This window comes from Pseudoxanthomonas sp. UTMC 1351, assembly GCF_040948865.1.
GTDB lineage: Bacteria > Pseudomonadota > Gammaproteobacteria > Xanthomonadales > Xanthomonadaceae > Pseudoxanthomonas_A.
In genome coordinates this window covers 12,461-32,094 of record NZ_JAVGJT010000011.1, presented here as the reverse complement: position 1 = coordinate 32,094, position 19,634 = coordinate 12,461, and the positions used below count along the sequence as shown (strand labels likewise).

The window sequence follows — 19,634 nt, the reverse complement described above, 5'->3', positions numbered from 1 at the left end:
CCGAACCGTGGGCAACCGATCCATATCGCCCACTACGCTTGGCCGCCCGTTTGTGCACAGGCTGGAACGCAGAGCGCTGATATGGTTTGAGTCAACACACCGCATGCAATGTTCGTACCGCGCGCCCGAAACGGCTGCCGTCGGCGAACGGAGAGCAGGGTTCTATCATCGAGGCGGCGGTGCGGATGGGCAACCCGGCGCGCCACAGGTCGGGGGACCGCCTAGGATGGATCCATTTATTTACATAATATGCATTATGCGAAAATCTAGTACTTTTCCCGGTGTTGCGTGGAAGCCCTGGATTGGAGCCATTTGTCCGCACAGAGCCTATGTTCAATGGTACATATAGTGTTGCTTCCTCAACGGGAAACAGCCTTTGCTCAATGTGCTTACGGATCCCCAGGTTCCAGCCTCACTGCGTGGCCCCTTGCTTGTTGACGATGTTCACAGGCTGCCTCGCTACTGGGCTAGCGTCTGGGCGTTAATGTCCAACCATGACCTCGCCGCATCTAGCCAGGTAAAGAAGCTTCGGTATATCGAGAGTTTGTACAGTCACGCGGACCGTCAGTTCGGCATCCACGCGCTAGATGACGCCTTGGGCAACCTGAACGATGTTGTGCTCGCCGACATCCTGGAGTCCTGGTTCATATCGATCCGTAATCAATCTTCCGTTGGTCCGGCAGACGAATCACGTTGGCGCGCTGGCTTAGCATTTGTCGAGTCGGTGGTCACCTGGTTGTCTAAGTCAACGTTGCCAACCGACCGTCTCCGACAGATTGAAGCTCGCCTGCATCGGCTATCCCACTTGTACGGGCAGCTCCACGTCCGCAGGAGCCGTCAACCGAGCCAGGTCCGTTCATTGCCAGCGAGCGTGATCAAGGCGCTCTACGAAATGCTGGATCCGACATCGGCTACCAATCCCTTTGCACGACAGCACACGCGATGGCTCGCCTTTATTTCCTTCCTGTCGATGCTCCATCAGGGGCTTCGACGCGGCGAGCTCCTGTTGCTTACCGCGGACGTGATCAAGGACGGCTTTGATGAAAGGCAGCAGAGGTCTCGCTGCTGGATGAACGTGCAAGAGAGCCCGTATTCCGATGACGACGATGATCCGCGGTATTCCCGGCCCAGCATCAAGTCGGCAACTTCTATCCGTCAACTGCCCGTGAGCGAAACGACCGCTGGGCTGATCCAAACCTACGTGGAAAACTATCGAGGAAAGCCAGATCACGCGTTCCTGCTCAATACACAGCAAAACAGCCCGCTGTCGACCGAGTCCCTGACTAAGATGTTCGTGAAAATATCCGCTTGCCTACCTCCGCCTATCCTCAAAGATTTGAAGGGCCGCAGCGGAAAACAGTCGGTCACGCCCCATAACCTTCGTCATACGTGTGCCGTAGTGCGACTGAATCAGCTGCTTCACGAAGGGGACTCGATGGATGAAGCCCTGCAGAAACTTCGGGCCTTCTTCGGCTGGTCGAGGGAATCCCAAATGCCCGTTCGCTATGCGCGAGCGGTGTTTGAAGACCGTTTGTCGTCGGTGTGGAACAACGCATTTGACGATCGAATAGAGGTTCTGAGAGCAATTCCTTCCTGAGTTTCGCCCTTGGAAAGACAAATGGATCTACAGCGTGATCATCGTCCATGGCTCGACACGTCAGTGTTGCACGAAGTCGTCGCGCAACTTCCACCATTGCCGTCGGTGATTAGGTACTACGACGATTTCGATGACACGCTTCGCTCGATTCAAGGTCCTGCAGCAGCCAGCCGCTTTGCAGTCCATGCGAATGGAAGCGTTATCAACATCGATTTCGATCTGGCTCAAGAGGACTTTGGAATCCTGCTAAAACACGTATTTCTGCGCATCATTGGAGAGGACTTCGCGCCGAGGACCGCCGCACAGTACACGCTCGGTGGAAAGCACTTTGGACAAGAAGATGTTGCTGGACTTTTGGGTGCTGGACCCACAGGCATTTCATCCGTTTGGACCTCGCTCTTCGCGAAAACCTTGCCTACAGACGCCTACTCCTGCGCCAAATCGATCCTCAAACTGCTCTGCCAACATCGCATCAATGGCTGGTCAGACTCCTATCACGACGTCATATCCGCCCTGCCCCTCCCGTTTAAAGACAAATACGCCGTTGTTCGGTCCGGTGAAGCCTTTATTTCGGTGGACGATGAAGCTGCGGTAGTTCGGTTTTTGGATGAAGCGGCGCTCCAGGCAAAAAAGTCGTTGCTGGCTCTCGAAGATGTGCAAGACGCAGCGATGTTGCTTTGTGCGTACCAGTTCGCAATGCGACCGATTCAGATTGCAATGCTCACGTTTCGTGACGTAAAAGTTCGTCGAGAAGGCGTCGACATGTTTGCGTCCGTCCACATCACATTCCGCATGGCAAAACAGCGGAGTTCCAGTGCCGCCAAGCCGCTGCTTAGGCGAGTGAAACGCGAGTGGACCCCACTCTTCGTCGAGATCGATCGGCGCTTTCAGGCTGAGGGCGATGACGTGGGCGCTAGGGTGTTCGGTGCCACATCCGCTAATGAAGCAAGTCGTCGCATCAGCTCCCTACTTCGCGATGTGCTCGAGCTCGGCGCGACTGCCGTCAATCTGCGGCATACAGCCGCTCAACGCCTCGTTGACGCCGGCGCAAGCCAAGAGGAACTGGCCGAGTTCCTTGGGCACTCGGATATGACTACTGCGCTTGTGTACTACGAAACATCGGCCAACCAGGCTGAGCGGGTGAACAAAGCACTGGGGATCTCCGAGATTTATCAGCGCGTGGCTCGCATTGCCCACGACCGGTTTATTGGCCCCGAAGAACTCGCGCAGTTGAAGGAATCTCAGCAGGTCGGCGGAGCGCCACATGGTGTGCCGATCGCGGGGATCGGTGGATGCACCTCCGGGCAGGCTGCGTGTCCCTACAACCCGATCTTGTCCTGCTACGGCTGCAGGAAGTTCATGCCGATTCACGACGTTCAGATGCACTCGAAAGTTCTAGCCGACTTTCGGGATGTGGCGCGGTTCTTCCATGACTCATCTCGTGGCGACGCGGTTTCGCCCGCCTATCTACAGCTTGAACGGACGATCGCCGAAGTTCAGGCGGTGGTGGTTGAGCTCGAAGGTTCGCCGTCTTGAATCCCCACTACTTAGCTTTCATCCAGCTCGGAAAAGAGCTGGCCGCAACGCATGGAGTTGCCTGGGAAATTCCCTTGGACCAGAGCGGCACGGCGATCAAAGGGCATGACTGGGACCTCACTGCGCTAGCAGGAGGCGTCGCTCCCAAGCATCGCTTGCGCCACTTCAGTTCGGAAAGTTCGGCACTTGATGCGCTCAACGAAGCCCGCTCTTCCAAAGGGCTGCCGGTCCTGTCTGGTCGCACCTTGTCGCCCGCATGGCAAGACCTCATCAAAGCTGCCGTCATGGAACAGCTGTTTGTTCGCCGCAACTCGTTCGGTCACATCGCCAACAATGTGGCACGTCCCTTGCGCGTGATCGCTACGTGTGCGGCAGACACCGAGCCGTGGAGTGTCACTGTTGACGAGATGGCTCTCGCGGTTCGTACCGGCAACAGCATCCAGGCATCGGGCAAGCTTGGCGATTTGATCGCGGGGCTGGCCAAGGTGCTATTTGATTCCAACCACTTGGCCGATGTGGGACCGCTCTACCCTGCCCTCGCCGCCGCACGTCTCCAGCCTAGAGCCACTCGACGGTCGAAATTTCTCAATTCTCAAGCGGAGATTCGGCACAACCTGGAAGATCGCAAACGCGCTGAGCGCCTACCCGAACGTCGCGCGTTTTGGGAGTTGGTCCGGATCGTCATGACCGAGCAGCCCCTGACCTTCATGGACGAACTGCGCTTTGCAGCCATTCGCATCATGATCTTGACAGGCTTCCGAATTGGAGAGGCCACGCTCCTTCCCGCTGAGTGGCGGACGGACCGGCACTACTACGACTCGAAGCAACGGCCTGCAGCGGAGCTAGGTGGGTATTCCCAATCGCTCATGATCCGGCACTTCGCCGAAAAGCAGCAGGCAAAGAACGCCGACAGCAAGGTGCTCATCGGCAAGACTCACTACGTTCCCCAGATGTTCGAGGAGATTGTGAGCGAGACCCTGACCCGTGCTGCGGCAATCACCAACCCGCTACGAAACACGCTGAGGAAGCAGACCGAGACAGGGCGCGTTTTGCCAGACTTTGCGCTCAGTGAGTTGGTCCCGATCACGCAAATTTACACTCGCCTCACTGGAAACCCATTCTGGCTAAACATGAGCGAGGAGCAAAAGCGGTCTTGGATACAGAAGTGCCGGCAAAACTACTCGACCGAGTGCTTCGACGAGCTCCAAAAAATGCAGGATCAGAGGAGCGTGCGTCTTCAAGGCGAAATGAGTGCGACCGCTCGCATGTACTTTCGTCGGATGGCCGAATTTGAAGGGAAGGATGGTGGCGCATTGGCACTAAGAAGCGCTGATGGCACGGCCATTTCGATCAGGGACAAACATGACATGAGCAAGGTCTTCGTGAAAATCGGAGATCTCGAAAATTACCTTCGCGTCGCGACCGCTTCAAAGTTGCCGGACACTGAGTTTTTCAGTCTGACGGATCGCAGTTTTGCTTCTTGGGAGTTCCTTTTCCTGCATCCGAAACGATCTCTGGCTGAGGAGCGAAATAACGGAGTCTGCGATGTCACCCGATACCTCTCCGTTGGCCGCCCCGATACGAGCTTGGTCAATCTTTCCCTTGGTGAGCAGAAATCCCGCGATACGCTGTTCAAACGTTATGGGCAATCTGATGGCGACAAGGACTTGGTGCTCACCTCCCACACCCTGCGTCACCTACAAAACACCGAGCTTTTCCGTCTGGGCGTGGCTGACACCATCATCTCCAAACGCTTCAATCGTCGCAGCGTGGCTCAGAGCTATGAGTACGATCATCGCAGCCTAGCGGAAGAGCTCGATCAACTCGAACTGCCCGTCGACGTCGAGACGGCGCTCGGCGAGAAGGCTAGTACTGTTGCCAAGATGATCCAATCCGGCAAAGCCAGCGGTCCGATCGTGGAGGCATTCAAGCGGATCCAGAGCAGCGAGGGCGACACCGCTGCGTTCGAGTTTCTGAAAGCGGAAGCAGACGGCTTTCATGCGACTCCCTATGGGCACTGTTTGAACAGCTTTACGGTCGACCCATGCCCGAAACATTTGGAGTGCTTCTCCGGCTGTCGCCACCTTTCGGCGACCAACTTGCCTGAGAACCGTCGCCATCTGCGAGCGCTCGAACTCAAGCTGGTTGCAGCGATAGAGACCGCCGAAGCCAGGCCATCGAAGAGCATCGGTCGCACGAATCAAATTGAACATGCCAAAGTAAGGCTTGATGGCGTGCGGAAGCTTTTATCCACTAAGGATGGTGACAAGCCTTTCCCTGACGGGCCTGATCTCTCTGTTCCGCGAAAAGCAGGAGTAATGGATGGTTAACGACGCCCAAAATGACGCTAACGAGATCGATGCTGAGATGCGCAGGGTGCTCGATGACCTGCTCGCCCGCGACGAGAACATCACAGCACGGTCAGTCGCGCGAATGCATCCGCGAATCAAGGCCGCTTCATCCATTACCCGTAGCGCCGGACGTAGCCGTCTGCTCGAGCAGTATCAGGAGAGGCAGGCGGAATTTCGCAGATGGCGAGCACGTCCAGGCAGGCTGTCTGGAGCAGCCGCTGCGAGCGCCCTGGCTGAGCGCGACTTACGCATCGCCGAACTCGAGTCTCAAATTGCGCTCCTGACGGCATCGCATGTCGCCATGATTCGAGCTGTTGGCGAACTGGGCGGTTTCAGCAAATGGTCTCAATTCTATGAATTCTTTAAGGCTTCGAGGGATAGGTTGGCGCAAATCGGGGCACTTCCCAATGCCGATGTGAGCACCCTGAAGTAGTTCTTACAACACGGGGCAACTAGTGTCTACGCCTAGCATGCAGTACTTCCCTACTCCCTGTTCCGAGTCCTCTTTCAAAGGAGACCGGCGGATCAGGGGCGAGGGTCACGATACACGAGCATCTCTCGCCCTTGCATATCTTCTAATCTCACAAACCATAGGTCTTTATCAGCGCGCAGTAACGCACAGCATGCGTCGATCTTCTGGTCCGGCTCATCTAAGCCTTGGTCATAGGAGATGGTGAAGCCTTGAGCTCTGACAGGACCCATACTTTCGAGGACCTTGATTCCGTCTGCACTATATTGACCCGACTTTTCGGTGGTCATTGCGACACCTCATTAAGCTAGGCGGGCAGTCGTCCGACTAGCATTGGTTTTTTATAAGTTCACCTCAAGTGATTGTAGGCGTCTTTTGGATTCCGGGGCAGAGAGTCTCGTTTGCTCCCTGCAGACTGGTCGGTAGGCGATAGATGCTCTACTCCGCTCCAAGAACAAAGCGACGCCAAGGCTATCGCCTATCCTGCCGATCCTAGGTTATCGTCACCGATTGATGGCGCCGCTCTTCTTTTGTTGGATGCATGGGCTGTCCCGCCAGGAAAAACCCTCACAGGAAGACGATCTGAGGTACCTATGCACCCTATCAGCCTAGCGCGTTTCGATGCGTTAGCAGCGTACTGCCGATTCGGGCCGGCCATGTGGCTCATCGAGGAGTGTGCCTGGTACGAATCAGATGACGGCCGTCTACTCGGGTTGGTGTTGCGAGATCGCCAGGATGGGGATTATCAAGCCGCATTCTTGGCCCGGGACCACGCTGAGCGCTTTCGCTGGATCCACGGTACGGAATTCTTCGACGATCCCGGACTCGCGGTCGCCGCGCTACAGATTCAAGCCCCCGACCTGCTAGCGCGTCTCGAGCAGGAGCGCGGCCAGGGCGACGAACCGCCCGGGGCGGTTGACTTCTTCGCCCTTCAGGTGCCGGAAGCACGGCTGCATCCGAACTTCGCCATCTTACGGGAGGGCGAAGGGTATAGCCCGGCGCGTGAGTTGATCCGGTCGATGATGCGTTGGCACCAGGACATCGACGGGAACTACATCGAGCAGTTCCAGTCCGCCGCCTTCGATGCGCGCCTGCTGGAGCTCTATGTCTTCGCCTTGCTTGTCGAAAATGGCTTTTCGATCGAGCACGTCGGCGCCGCACCGGATTACATGGCCAACGATGGCAATGGCGAGATTGCAATCGAGGTCACGACCACGAATCCAACGCAGGATGAGCGGGGCAATGTCGTTCCAGCACCGGAGCCGACCACGCCCGAGGAACAGCAGGCCTATCTCAAGCAGTACATTCCCATCAAGTTCGGTAGCGCGTTGACCTCGAAGTTGCGTAGACGCTACTGGGAGCTCGCGCATGTGGCCAACAAGCCGCTGATCCTTGCTATTCAGGACTTCCATGCGCCGCAATCCATGGTATTCGCGCGTACAGGCCTGGGCATCTACCTGTACGGATATGACCACGACTGGCACCGCGACGATCGTGGCCACTTGGTCATCGTGCCTCGCAGGGTCACCGAGCATCGCTGGCGGACGAAGGTCATTCCGTCTGGCTTCTTTGACCTCGAGGGTGCCGAGCATATTAGCGCGGTACTGTTCAATAGCGGCGCTACGCTGGCCAAATTCAACCGCATGGGATTTGTCGCTGGGTTCGGATCGCGGCGCGTGCATATGCTGCGCACCGGAACGGCGTGGAATCACGACCCCGATGCTGCGGAGCCCTTCCGGTTCGTGTTATCCGTCGACGAGGACTACGACGAGACATGGTCAGAGGGGATGGATCTGTTCCACAACCCTCGCGCCCAGCACCCTGTGGATCCCCGGCACTTCCCGACCGCCATGCATCACTTCCTCGAAGCCGACGGCCAAGTGCGCACCGATCGGTTAACCGATGACTTCCATCCCTTGGCATCGCTTACGCAGATACTGATCGCGCGGGACGAGGAACCGTCCCGCTGATCCGCGCCTACCGTTCGAGCCTATTACTTGCGCTTGCCCTTCTTCTCGTCTTGGCCTAGCACGGAAGCCGCCAGTTGCCTGGCGTCCTTCTGCGTGGCCTTCTTGCTACCGGACAGAACCTTGCCCGCCAGCGTCGACGTCTTGTCACCGGATTGTTTCTTTGCCATGAGAAATCTCCTTGCGTCTTCTAGTGGTTGGAACGATCCGTTGCTGAAGGTGCCGACCGTCGTTCCAAGGCGATCGGCACCGGTCTGATGACTCACACACGCGGCCCCACGCGCACGGCCGTGCGGATGTCGGCGATGCGAGCACCACTGTTACGCAGCGTTTGTCGCAGTTCGTTGAAAACTGGTGCGCGGCCAGACGGATCATCGAGCGAGAGGATCACCGCGAACGGCACCCCCTCCTCCGGGAACTCCACGTCCGTACGACACAGCGAATCCAAGACCAAGCGCCACTGCGAGGAATTGCCCTGACCGCGCGGGATTGTCTGCTCGAATCGCTTGATTGGCCACCATTTGTGGCCGTGCTCGATCAGGTGTCGCTCGTAGACCTTTCCTTCCGATTTTAATCGTCCCTTCCAGCTGACCTCACCGGTTGCGGTGTCGATCTGCTCCTGACGCAGGTACGCCTCGAGATTGACACGCACATATTCGGCGCCGAATTGGCGGTGAGTGGGCGCGCGGTACGCCAAGGTCATACGCGCACGACCGCGGCACGCACCGGCATCGTTCACCAAACTGGCCGGCCAAGTGAAAGGAAAGGTGAGCTCGTGCGCCGCCTGCAGCGTGCCGACAAAGGCCAGCGTGATCGCATGGTCTTCAGTCTCCAGCATGTGCAAAGCATGGGCCGGGATACCATGCCCAACGAAATCCGAGGCGTACTTGCTCACATGCGCATCGGCGAGAAGTGGGGGCATGTGCGCGTGGTGTATCAGCAGGCCGATCAGCGTTTCGCGCTGGACCTCGCCCTCAATCAGGTGGTTGAGGGCGGCCAAGGTGCGCGCCGCCAGCGGTGCTGCGTAGCTGGTGCCCATGCCGGCGACAGTGGCGCCGGCTGGGTTGAGGGATAAAAGATTAGGGGTGTGGCTGCCTTGGCCACCAACGTGGGCCACGTCGGGCTTCAGCCCCAAGGCGGTGCTGGGGCCGCGCCGCGTGTATACGGCCGGGCGCAGGTGTCCTTTGGCGTCCGGCGGGTCGGTGGCGCCCACCGACACGGCGCGAACACTCTCGGCCGGTTGGAGCAAGCGGTCCTGGCCGGTGTAGCGGTACGCGGCAAGCATGGGCGCGACGTCCACGGGTTGGTCTGGCCACGTCGGCCGCCAGAGTGCGCCCTCGAGGTTGCCGGCCGGCAGCACGAACACGACGTCGTGCTTGTCAGCGATCTCATCGAGGAGCGTGGCGTAATCGCCATAACCGGCATCTGACACCGGCCGCTCGATCGACAAGCTCATGTTAAACACGCGCGTCCCGGTCGCGATCGCCGCAGGAAGCTCCGCATCCAATTGCTCTAGGAAGTCCAGGAACCCGCGCGGGTAGACGTCGTCGTAGACATCGTCCTGCGTGGGGTGCAGGCCCAAGTCGAAGAACTTGCAGGGTACTTCGTCGAACACCGGGTGCGGATTGAACACCTGCGCGGCCGCCGACAATCCGGCGATGAAGGTGCCATGGGAACGGTTCTGGCCGCCGCCGGGTATCAGGTCAGTACGTCCAATGCACCAGGGCTCGAGGGTGGGCAGCGCCGTGACGCCGGTATCGATGATGCCCAGGACCGGATAGCCGGTGTCGGTGCGTGGCGGTGCGATGACCGTAGGGCCACCGGCCGGCGCAACGGCCGCGTGTTCGACCTCCAAAATAGGCGGCAGGGCGACGCGACGAACGATCGGATGCTCATCCAAGAACCGCAGCAGTGTCTCGTGCGCGGCCAGCGATTGGCTCTGCAGCCGCAACAGTAACAGGCGCATGGTTTTCCAACGCTGCCCGGTGTCTTCGACTTCCAGGGGCAAGCCCAACTGCTCCAGTCCCTGCTGCAGATCGCCATACGCCTCGATCGCGCGGCGCCGCAGTGCGCGCGTCCGCTCATCATCAGCGTGCCGGGGGTCGATGAAGGTCTCAACCAGATACATGCCACCGGTGCGCGGATCGGCCAACCACGCGATCGCCTCTTCGGCCGAGAAGGACCGCCGATCCGCCGCGTGATGAGCGCGCAACGCGCGAATAGCGCCGACCTCGCCGCGCGCTCGCGATGGCTTGGGCTTGAGCTCTCCGCTCTCCCTGTCGGCCACTAGCGCCACGTCTTTTTCCGCCTCGTTTATGCTGCCGCGAATGGCGGCGATGTTCTCCGGCGTGAGCTCCACGATCATGTCGCCCAAATTGGAGCCTCCGACCAGCGGCACCTTCGCTGGCGGCATCACCTTCACCGTTGGACGCCGAGTCTTCGCCCACGCGTCCTCGTCCAGCGTAACGTGCATGTACGCGAGCACCGGCCGATCGCCGCGCCCCATCGCGCGCCCAATCTGGTCCAAGTCGGTCAATAACTTTTGCTGATGCACAACGAATGCTTCGTCACGCCCCCGGTAGAAGTCCTTGACCGCCCCACCCCCCGTACGCTCCGGGATGCGCTGGTAGTCGTTGGCATTAAGAACGATTTGGAGTGGATTGTTGGGCACTACGTCACCTCACGATGCTTGCGTATCCAGCGACTGATGGTGGATTGGTCCTTGCCAAAGAAGCGCGCGAGATCTTCTTGGGTAAAGGCAAGTTCGCGATCGCCTGCCAAAGTGGCTGCGAGCGCTTCGATAGGGCTAAGAAGCTGCTCCCAGCGCGGGTATTGCCGGTGGTTGGAACTAAGCAACGCATGCACCTTCAGTGCGTCCAGAACGGAAAACTCGGGGTTCGAACTCATCGCGGCCGCACGCTTGATAGCGTTGGCCAAGGTTTCGATCTCGCTTCCGGTGAGCCCTTCTGTGAGCCACGCCAGAAAGCGTCGCTCAGCCAGCGACACGTCCAAGGGAGCAACATAGCGGTTGACAATGTCCAGGCGCGAACCAAGATCAGGCTTGGGTACAGCTACGCGGATGTCGAAGCGCCGCCAGATCGCGCTATCGAGCAATTGCTCATGGTTGGTGATCGCAATGGTTATGCCCAACTCGCTGCGTTGGTCCAAGCATTGCAACAAGGTGTTCACTACGCGCTTGATTTCACCGACCTCATGAGGATCGTCGCGCACCTTGGCAATGGCATCGAACTCGTCGAGCAGCAGCACGCATTGGTAGCGATTGGCGAAGGAAAAGAGTGCGGAAATGTTCCGCGCCGTGGTCCCGAGGTACGAGGAAATCAGCCCATCGAGTCTGGCCGTTACCAGCGGCAGGCCAATCTCACGACTGACCAGTTGGGCCAGCTTCGTCTTGCCGGTCCCCGGGGCGCCGAACAATAGGCAGTTCAAGGGTGGGCGGATGCCCATGGCGCGCAGCCGGTCGAGATGGCGCCACTCTTCGATCAGCGCTTCCACCGACCCGTGCAAAGTACTGTTGAGCACCGGGGCTTGGGCCAGGTGGAGCATCGCTGGCAACGTGATGTCGGCCAGCGCGGCCCCGGTTTCCTTGTCGACCGGCGGACGCACGCTGGGCGTGATCGCCTCCCCGGGAAGGGCGGCGCGCGATAGCACTACACGACTAGGTTGCATACGGCCGGCCTGCTCTCCCCGCTCCAGAAGCTTGGCGAGCTGCGCGGCTTGCTCGTCTTGACCATCCTTACGCAGCGCCGCGAGCAAGCGGCCAGCATGCGAGGTCACCGCCGGACTAGGGTCCTTCAGGGCGGCTCGTAGCAGGGCGAGAATGATTGAATAATGCTCCATATATGCCGTCTATTGCCATAAATATGCGTATTGATGTGTTCAGTATGCATGCATGTCCATCTCAATGCAACAGGCTACCTCGCTTATGTCTGGGCGGACCATGGCGGGCCGGCGGACGGCCGCATATCCCGTGACCCTCCGCCAACCCATTGTCTTGTCCGGTCGCGTTAGCCCCGAGGCTGTTAAATAGATGAACCAGCCCCCGGTCTATTGCTCAGCCACAGCATCAGCATGCTGCGCGCCAAGGTGTCGGCGACACCCAAATCCCAGCCGCGGCGGCTGCCGGTTTAGGCTAAGGCGGTCTACCAGCCTCAAGGGGGCACACGGCGGTGTATCTGGCCAAGTTATCTATCTCCAACTTCCGCAAGCTGGGCATCGCGGAGCTAAGCTTCCAAGAGGGTTTGAACGTGCTGGTCGGCGCGAATAACGTCGGCAAGACAGCAGTCATCGACGCCTTGCGGGCGCTGCTTGCCGGGCACGACGAGCCGTACCCGCGACTGGGCATCGAGGACGTTCATCAGCCCAAAGGCGGTATAGCCGCAGGTGGCATCACCTTTCAGTACGTCTTCAGGGGACTGGACCTCGACGATGAGGCCGATTTTCTTCCTGCGCTCAAGCCTGATGCTGATGGCGCCTTGGAGGCCCACTTCACCGTACGCTATTCAGAGCCGGACAATGTGGGCCGGCTGCGCGTCAAGCGTTGGTGTGGCGATCACGAAGACGTCGGGCTGCCCTCCGACATCATAGAAAACCTGCGCGGCGTTTACCTTCCGCCGCTGCGTGACGCATCCCAGGGATTGAAGCCCGGACGCAGCAGTCAACTGTCGCGGCTAATGCGCTTACTGTCCGACCCCGCCGGTCAGGACAAGATCACGACGGCACTCAAAGCACTCGACGATGAACTGCGCGAACATGCGCCGATCAAGGCCACGCAATCTGCGATCGACCTCCGGCATCGCACGATGCTCGGCGCGCAGCTCGCACAATCCCTCAAGGTGGGTCTCAGCGGGACAGACTTCCAGCGATTGGCCGCTCGGCTGTCGTTATCGGTTGATGCCTTGGAGATCGAGCAAAACGGCCTGGGCTTCAACAACCTGATTTTTATGGCTGTGGTACTGAGCGAACTGGCGCGGAACCCGGATGCCAGCTACCGCAGCCTGATCATTGAGGAGCCGGAAGCACACCTCCATCCGCAGTTGCAGGCTGTATTGTTGCGCTATTTGCAGGGTGTGCATGCAGCCGAGGGCGAAAAGCCGGTGCAACTGTTTGTGACCAGCCATTCTCCGAACTTCGCAAGCATTGCGAACCTCGACACCCTCGCCTGCTTGGTCGACACGGGGACAGCGGTCGAGACCTTCTTTCCCCGCACGATCGTATTCGCAAAGGGAAAGCGAGAGAAGCTCGAGCGCTACCTGGACGTGACACGAGCAGAAATGTTCTTCGCGCGACGCGTGATTTTTGTTGAAGGCGCGGCTGAGTTAATGCTCGTCAGCGTACTGGCCAAACGTCAGCAAATGAACTTGCGGCAGCACGGGGTCAGCTTGATCAGTGTCGAGGGTTTAAATTTTGATTCCTTCTTGCCGTTGTTTGGCGAAAAGGCACTCAAAATTCCGGTCGCGTTGATCACCGACGCCGATCCTATGGAGGTGCCCGGCGAAGGAAGCAAAGCGCAGCCGATATATCCAGCGCTAGGCGACACAGTGACAGTTTCGGCCAACACCGCGCTGATGAAGGCCCAAGAGGACGCACTGGTGCGCGTGTTTCATGGCGTTAAGACCCTCGAGTATGACCTAGCACTGCACGCGGACAACCGAAGCGCGATGCTGACGGTCTTGAAGGAGCTGCACTCAAACATCGGGGCGACTGTACAGGCAGAAGTCGATGCGGCGGTGGGCGACGCGGCCAAAGCGAGAGCCCTGTTTCGCGGCATGTTTGAGCGCGAGCATACCAACGTGCAAAAAGGGCGTTTCGGACAGGCGCTCGCCCAAGCCCTGGCCGACCCCAAAATTCCCTGCACCGTGCCGCAGTACCTCAAGGATGCAATCGCGCATGCATGCCAGGTCGCGGTGCCCGCATGATGGGACTATCGGCCGAGCAGCGGGCCATCGTCGACGCCCCGTTGGCACCTCTCTCGGTGATCGCCTGCGCCGGCAGCGGCAAGACGCACACCGCAGTCCATCGCCTTATCGAGATCCGTCGACGGCTGGACGAGAGCCGCGGGCGCGTCGCGTTATTATCCTTCTCCAACGTCGCAGTCCAAACTTTCCGAGATACCTACCTGCCTCTGGCTCAGACGCTGCCGCCAGGTCGTGGCCGACAGCGGGTGGAGATCGATACGCTGGATGGCTTCATCACCACCCATATCCTGCGCCCCCATGCATCGCGCACCATGGGTTGCTCTCGAGCTCCCTTCCTGATCTCCGGCGCAGAGCCGTTCCTGAAGAACAAGGACTTCCTGTTTTGGGCGCAACCGACGAACGGAAAAAAAGCGTTCCCGGTCCCTCACGATAAGATCGAGAAGGTCGTCGCGAATCATCATGGCGGCACCACGCAGTTCGGTTTCCGAATGAACAAGACGCTGATCCCCATCAATGGGGGCACCGCGGTTGTCGCGCGCCTGGGCGCTATCGGGGCTTACACCCACTCATTGGGACAAGTGTGGGCTTTGCGCACCCTGCAGCGCCAACGTCTGATTTTAAGAGCCCTAGTTCGGCGCTACCCACACGTCCTCATTGACGAGTCGCAAGACATCGGCACGGTGCATCAGGCGATCTTGCAAGAACTCGCCAACGCCGGGACACATGTAACGTTGATTGGGGATCCGTCGCAAGGCATCTACGAATTCGCGGGCGCGGACGGCCAATTTTTGACCGACTATGGTCAACGGGCCGGTGTGCGCAGCTATGCGCTGACCCGGAACTTTCGCTCAGTCCCGTCTGTCGTGGCATTGGCCAACGCTTTGGCGAGCCGGGTTGATACGGCTGATCGGCCTAAGCCGGAGGAATCTCACGGCGCGTTTTTCATTGGCTACAAGAAGGCCGATCGGGACAAGCTTCTGGTCGCTTTTCAGGCCGCTGTCGCCGCGGCAGGCCTGTGCGTGGATAAGTCCGCAGTGGTCTGTCGTGCCAGTGCGACCGCTGCCGCCTTAGTCGGTGCCGACGCGTCGATCGGACAAGGGCTGGTTAAGCAGTTCGCACGCGCTGCCCTGCTGCGTGATCAGCGCCGGGATTTTTCAGGGGCATTCAAAGTCGTCGCCGGCTGTATAGCTGGCTTATTGAAGAAGCCCGGGGACGGGTGGCTCGCCTCTGTCATCCAGGCAACTCGTCATCCGGAGATGAAACCGGTGCGACGCCTCATTTGGAGTTTCACGCGCGATCCGGGCACGGGACTGCCTGCATCCACGCTGGTGGCCGACACTCAATGGCAGCCGCAGCTACTCGCAAACATCCGTGCCCTCATGGCGAGCCTGCAAGAAGATCATGGACTTGAGCCAGTGCCCAACCTAGGCAGCCGACTAGCCAAGACCGAACTGAGGAACGCACCGCTGCACGCAGGTGCGGACCTCGCCACCGGCCCACACGCGAACTTACGCATTCACACCGTGCATAAGGTCAAAGGCGAAACCCTCGATGCTGTACTGTACCTCGCCGAGAAGGATCACGCCGAAGCGCTATTGCGGGGTGCGGAAACGGAACTGGGTCGCATCGGTTACGTCGCCGTGACGCGCGCGAGGAACCTGGTGTGGTTGGGTGTTCCTTCCACTGCGCTTGATGCCCTTCGCCCCGCTTTGGTCGCCAGGGGATTTAGTGAGGTTGGCGTGGCCTAGATGCATCGCGGTGGATTCCCCGCCAACTGACGGATGATGTCTGCGGCCCGTCTTGGACCGGCTCTGCCGCCGAGGTGTAGCAGAGGCACTAGGCGATCGAGCTTTTGCGGTGCGCCGTAAGTCGGAGTGTTGCGCGAGTGCTCTCTGAGCACGCAACAGAGGCGCACTCTACTAGCGGGCAACACCTAGTAGTATCATTCACTAGCAATAGCCTTTACTAGCCGATGTACTTGATGCGCAACAGCATATAAAAGTACCAAGATTGCGAAATGCGATGGTTCGCCCGGATGCTCTGGTGTCGGCGTCCCTAATTGCTGTTTGGCCAATGGCCGCCGCATCAAGTGCCTGACCCTCGCCGACTACTTCACCCACGAGTGCGCGGACATCGCAGTGGATCACGGCATCAGTGGTGCCTACGTGGTGCGCGTACTGGAGCAGATCGCCTGCTTTCGTGGCTATCCCCGCGCGGTGCGCACGGACAACGGTCCGGAGTTGACCTTGTTTTGTCGAAACTCATTCCGAACGCCTTGCCATAAAATCGAGGATCAGGCGCGCAATCTCGTCGGTCTTCTCGTCTAGCGCAAAGTGACCCGCGTCGAGCAAGTGAATTTCCGCGTCAGGCACGTCTTTCTTGAACGCCGCGCCCCCCGCGGCGATGAAGGAAGGGTCATTGGCTCCCCATACAACCAGGGTTGGCGGCTGACGTTCGCGAAGCCAAGCCTGCCATTGCGAGTAGGCCGCGACATTGTTCCGATAGTCGTAGAGCAACGCCGACTGGATCGCGCGTTGGCCGGGCTTTGCAAGGTGCGCAAACTCGCTTAGCCAAGCCTCCGGATTGTAGCGCTCTGGATGTTTTGTGCCCGCTGTATGACGCTGCATCGTGGTGTCGAAAGACAAGAAGGCGTCAACAACCTCCGGATGCCCTTTCGGATCAGCCCAGAATTCAGCAATGCCGGGCCATTTCTTGCCCAGGCCTTCCTGATAAGCATTGCCGTTCTGCGTTACTAGCGCGTCCAATCGCTCTGGATGCGCCAGCATCATCCGGAAACCTACCGGAGCGCCATAATCGTGAATGTACAGGCTGTAACGGTCGATCTTGAGTCGTACCAGCAGTTCCTCCATCACCTTCGCGAGATGATCGAACGTATAGGGGAAGGCGGACGGTTCGGGTGCGTCGCTTTGTCCGAAGCCCGGGTAATCCGGCGCGATAATGTGGTATCGAGTGGCCAGCAGCGGGATCAGCGCTTCGTACTGGCGGGACGACGTCGGAAAACCATGCAGCAAGACGATTGTCGGCGCATCTTTCGGTCCGGCTTCGCGATAGAAAACCCCGACGCCGTCGATCTGCATCCTGTGATAGGTCGTAGTCGAATTGGAAGACGCCTGTGGAGCGGCCCACGCCGTCGGTGTGAAGATGGCTAATATGGCAGCAGCTGCCGCCACGCTAAGTAACCGATCTTTTAGGCGAATAAGCACGGGGCAAATCATGAAAAATCCTAGCTCGAGCCAATGTCAGTTTTATCGTTGCGACCGATCCAAAGCAGCTTTTGGGGAACGCGGCACCCGGAAAGGTCAAAAAAACGTGGTCATGACTCTATATTCGCCCGAGGAGGCTTTTCGGTTACATCAATGAGACTGCGGTATCCGTACCCGCGCAGACGCTGCCGGGCAGATGAGTTCCGAATGTCGGTCGTTTCGAGCGCCGATTGGAGCCTGCGACGTAGATAAACTTGAGAATGCGTTCGATCGCTCCGGTGAAAATTCCCTTCCAGAAGGCGAATCCCTCCAATTCGTGATCGAAGCGGAGTCTGATCACCGCGAAACCGGGGGCGTAGTGATCGCGCAGCGGCGTCTGCGCTTCTTCCAGCCTGATGTAACCATTCGCCCCCTCGAACGAAGTCTCCTGATGCGAGCGGCGCCCTGACTGCCATACGCGGTTCGTCGGCGCCTCGCTACTACCCATTCCCAGGAGAACTTCCATGACGACCCGTTTCCAGTCCGCCGTTCCCGCCTTGGCCCTCGCTGCTGCGCTGGGTTCGGCTCTAGCCATGAGCATCGCGCCAGCACAGGCCGGCGAGAAAGGCGCCGCCCAGGAAAAATGCTACGGCGTGGCCCTCGCCGGCAAGAACGATTGCGCCGCCGGTCCCGGCACCACCTGCGCGGGCACCGCCAAGACCAATCACCAAGCCAATGCTTGGAAGCACGTGCCTGCCGGCACTTGCACCAAGACGACTTCGAAGACCTCGCCCACCGGGTACGGTCAGCTGGCGGCCTTTGAGGCCAAGATGACCAAGTCGAGCTGAGCCGCGATCGCTTTTCCGGAGACCGCTCGGTGAACCTCGCCCACAGCACGCACCACGCCGATGCTTCTCCGGCCGGCACCGGCCTGCCCGCGCGGGCCGGTGTTGGATTCAAGCCGCGCCATTTCGACGAGTTGCAGGCGGACCGTGCGCCGCCCGGCTTCGTCGAGGTGCATGCGGAGAACTACATGGGCCATGGCGGCATACCGCACGCGCAACTCACCGCGCTGCGGGAACGGTTGCCGCTATCGCTGCACGGCGTCGGCCTGTCGCTGGGCAGCGAAGCGCCGCCGGATCCGCTGCATCTGGACCGGCTGGCGAAACTGATCGCGCGCTATCAGCCCGCGGCGTTCTCGGAACACCTCGCCTGGTCCACCCACGACGGCCGCTTCTTCAACGACCTGTTGCCGCTGAGTTACGACACACCAACCCTGCTCCGCGTCTGCGGGCACATCGACCAGGTCCAGGAGCGGCTCGGCGTGCAGATGCTGCTGGAAAACCCCAGCACCTACTTGGAATTCCAGGGCAGCACCTACCGCGAGCCGGACTTCATCGCCGCGATCGTGCAACGCACCGGATGCGGGTTGCTGCTGGACGTGAACAACGTGTACGTGTCCTGCCACAACAACCGCCACGATCCGCTCGCCTACCTCGTCGCGCTGCCGATGCACGCGGTGCGGCAGATCCATCTCGCCGGGCACACCGAGGAATACGATTCCGACGGCGGCGAAGCATTGCTGGTCGACCACCACGGCGCGCCGGTCGCCGATGCGGTGTGGGCGCTGTATGCGCGCACGCTCGCACTGACCGGGCCGGTGGCGACGCTGATCGAATGGGACACCAATGTCCCCGCCTACACAACGCTGCGCGAACAGGCACAGCGCGCCGAGGCGATCCTGCGCTATAGCTGCGCGGTGCCCGCCGAGATGGCGGCATGACCACGACCGCCTCCCAGCAGGACTTCGCCGCCGCGTTGCGCGTGCCGACCCGGCGCGCGCCTACCGGGCTCAAGGCCGCCGGCCGCGCGGACGCCGAGCGCCGGTTCGCCGTGCACCGCAACAACTTCGTGGTGACCCTGATCGACGCGCTGGCCGAAGCCTTTTCCGTCACCCAGGCGCTGGTCGGCGTGGAGTTCTTCCGCGCCATGGCGCGCGAATGCGTGCTGACGACGCCGCCGCGCACGCCGGTGCTAACCGATTACGCGATCGACTTCCCGCGGTTCGTGGCAGGCTTCCTGCCGGCGGCCGAAATCCCCTACCTGGCCGACGTGGCCACGATCGAAGCGCTGCGCATCCACGCGTATCACGCCGCCGATGCCACGCCGATACCCGAGGCCGCATATCGCGAGCTGTTCGCGGCGCCCGAGCGCTTGGCATCCGCCCGCGTCACGCTACATCCGGCCTGCCACTGGCTTGCGTCGCGCCATGCGGCGTATTCCATCTGGCGGACACACCAGGGACTGCAGGACCTGTCCGACGCGGACCTTGCCGGCACCGACGTCGAGCAGGCGGAGGACGCGCTGGTCGCGCGCCCGTCATTCGAGGTCGTCGTCACCGATCTGCCGCCGGGTGCGATCGCATTCCTGGACGCACTGCACAACGGCGAACCGCTGGACGCGGCCTTCGACAAGGCGCACGCCGCCGCCGCACACGTCGACGACAGCGCGCTGTTCGCCGTCCTGATCCGTCACGGCCTAGTGGTCGGACTCGATACCACATCGGAGAACTGAC

The 19,634-nt window shown here is 60.0% G+C and carries 16 protein-coding genes and 1 pseudogene; 11 read left to right on the top strand and 6 right to left on the bottom strand.

Annotated elements, in window-relative coordinates; all coding sequences use genetic code 11:
• Positions 1–484: 484 nt before the first annotated feature.
• From AB6O04_RS08955 to AB6O04_RS08940, 4 genes are read left to right on the top strand one after another with little or no spacing between them, the layout of a single operon-like run.
• On the top strand, positions 485–1,597 hold the full coding sequence (locus AB6O04_RS08955; RefSeq protein ID WP_368563511.1) for a tyrosine-type recombinase/integrase: 1,113 nt from the start codon (positions 485–487) through the stop codon (positions 1,595–1,597).
• Positions 1,598–1,618: 21 nt separating this feature from the next.
• Positions 1,619–3,133: a site-specific integrase gene (locus tag AB6O04_RS08950; protein WP_368563510.1), complete on the top strand. Its 1,515-nt coding sequence runs from the start codon at positions 1,619–1,621 to the stop codon at positions 3,131–3,133.
• The gene (locus tag AB6O04_RS08945) at positions 3,130–5,463 is read left to right on the top strand and encodes a hypothetical protein (protein WP_368563509.1); all 2,334 of its coding nucleotides are present in this window, start codon (positions 3,130–3,132) and stop codon (positions 5,461–5,463) included. The genes AB6O04_RS08950 and AB6O04_RS08945 overlap by 4 nt, the downstream gene beginning before the upstream one ends.
• Entirely contained in the window at positions 5,456–5,917 is a 462-nt protein-coding gene (locus AB6O04_RS08940; protein ID WP_368563508.1) for a hypothetical protein, read from the top strand. Before AB6O04_RS08945 ends, AB6O04_RS08940 begins: the two co-directional genes overlap by 8 nt.
• 92 nt (positions 5,918–6,009) lie before the next feature.
• Here AB6O04_RS08940 and AB6O04_RS08935 read toward each other — a convergent pair whose 3' ends face one another.
• Positions 6,010–6,243: a hypothetical protein gene (locus AB6O04_RS08935; RefSeq protein ID WP_368563507.1), complete on the bottom strand. Its 234-nt coding sequence runs from the start codon at positions 6,241–6,243 to the stop codon at positions 6,010–6,012.
• A gap of 366 nt (positions 6,244–6,609) precedes the next feature.
• Here AB6O04_RS08935 and AB6O04_RS08930 point away from each other — a divergent pair, with 366 nt between their 5' ends.
• Positions 6,610–7,923, top strand: a complete 1,314-nt coding sequence (locus AB6O04_RS08930; RefSeq protein WP_368563506.1) for a hypothetical protein — start codon at positions 6,610–6,612, stop codon at positions 7,921–7,923.
• Between the two features lie 23 nt (positions 7,924–7,946).
• On the opposite strand, the gene AB6O04_RS08925 is transcribed toward AB6O04_RS08930, so the two are convergent.
• The 3 genes from AB6O04_RS08925 to AB6O04_RS08915 all read right to left on the bottom strand — a co-directional run bounded on the left by AB6O04_RS08925 (position 7,947) and on the right by AB6O04_RS08915 (position 11,694).
• On the bottom strand, positions 7,947–8,090 hold the full coding sequence (locus AB6O04_RS08925; RefSeq protein ID WP_368563505.1) for a hypothetical protein: 144 nt from the start codon (positions 8,088–8,090) through the stop codon (positions 7,947–7,949).
• 92 nt (positions 8,091–8,182) lie between these two features.
• Positions 8,183–10,591, bottom strand: a complete 2,409-nt coding sequence (locus AB6O04_RS08920) for a S8 family serine peptidase (protein ID WP_368563504.1) — start codon at positions 10,589–10,591, stop codon at positions 8,183–8,185.
• Positions 10,591–11,694, bottom strand: coding sequence for an AAA family ATPase (locus AB6O04_RS08915; protein WP_368563503.1), 1,104 nt, complete (start codon positions 11,692–11,694; stop codon positions 10,591–10,593). Before AB6O04_RS08915 ends, AB6O04_RS08920 begins: the two co-directional genes overlap by 1 nt.
• 413 nt (positions 11,695–12,107) lie before the next feature.
• Between AB6O04_RS08915 and AB6O04_RS08910 the strand changes: the two genes are divergently transcribed.
• The 3 genes and pseudogenes from AB6O04_RS08910 to AB6O04_RS08900 form a co-directional block, all read left to right on the top strand.
• Positions 12,108–13,856 (top strand): ATP-dependent endonuclease, encoded by a 1,749-nt coding sequence (locus AB6O04_RS08910; RefSeq protein WP_368563502.1) that lies wholly within the window; start codon positions 12,108–12,110, stop codon positions 13,854–13,856.
• Complete coding sequence (locus AB6O04_RS08905; RefSeq protein ID WP_368563501.1) at positions 13,853–15,604, top strand: UvrD-helicase domain-containing protein; 1,752 nt, start codon at positions 13,853–13,855, stop codon at positions 15,602–15,604. Before AB6O04_RS08910 ends, AB6O04_RS08905 begins: the two co-directional genes overlap by 4 nt.
• Before the next feature lie 318 nt (positions 15,605–15,922).
• Positions 15,923–16,102 (top strand): annotated as a pseudogene (locus AB6O04_RS08900) (transposase family protein); the annotation flags it as partial.
• Between the two features lie 15 nt (positions 16,103–16,117).
• On the opposite strand, the gene AB6O04_RS08895 reads toward AB6O04_RS08900, so the two are convergent.
• Entirely contained in the window at positions 16,118–16,954 is an 837-nt protein-coding gene (locus AB6O04_RS08895; RefSeq protein ID WP_368563500.1) for an alpha/beta fold hydrolase, read from the bottom strand.
• Positions 16,955–17,225: 271 nt separating this feature from the next.
• On the bottom strand, positions 17,226–17,585 hold the full coding sequence (locus AB6O04_RS08890; protein WP_368563499.1) for a hypothetical protein: 360 nt from the start codon (positions 17,583–17,585) through the stop codon (positions 17,226–17,228).
• Here AB6O04_RS08890 and AB6O04_RS08885 point away from each other — a divergent pair.
• From AB6O04_RS08885 to AB6O04_RS08875, 3 genes are read left to right on the top strand one after another with little or no spacing between them, the layout of a single operon-like run.
• The gene (locus AB6O04_RS08885; RefSeq protein ID WP_368563498.1) at positions 17,584–17,907 is read left to right on the top strand and encodes a DUF2282 domain-containing protein; all 324 of its coding nucleotides are present in this window, start codon (positions 17,584–17,586) and stop codon (positions 17,905–17,907) included. The genes AB6O04_RS08890 and AB6O04_RS08885 overlap by 2 nt on opposite strands.
• Before the next feature lie 29 nt (positions 17,908–17,936).
• Entirely contained in the window at positions 17,937–18,842 is a 906-nt protein-coding gene (locus tag AB6O04_RS08880) for a DUF692 domain-containing protein (RefSeq protein WP_368563497.1), read from the top strand.
• A complete protein-coding gene (locus AB6O04_RS08875) occupies positions 18,839–19,633 on the top strand; it encodes a putative DNA-binding domain-containing protein (protein ID WP_368563496.1) in 795 nt (264 codons plus the stop codon). The genes AB6O04_RS08880 and AB6O04_RS08875 overlap by 4 nt, the downstream gene beginning before the upstream one ends.
• The last annotated feature ends 1 nt before the right edge of the window (position 19,634 follow it).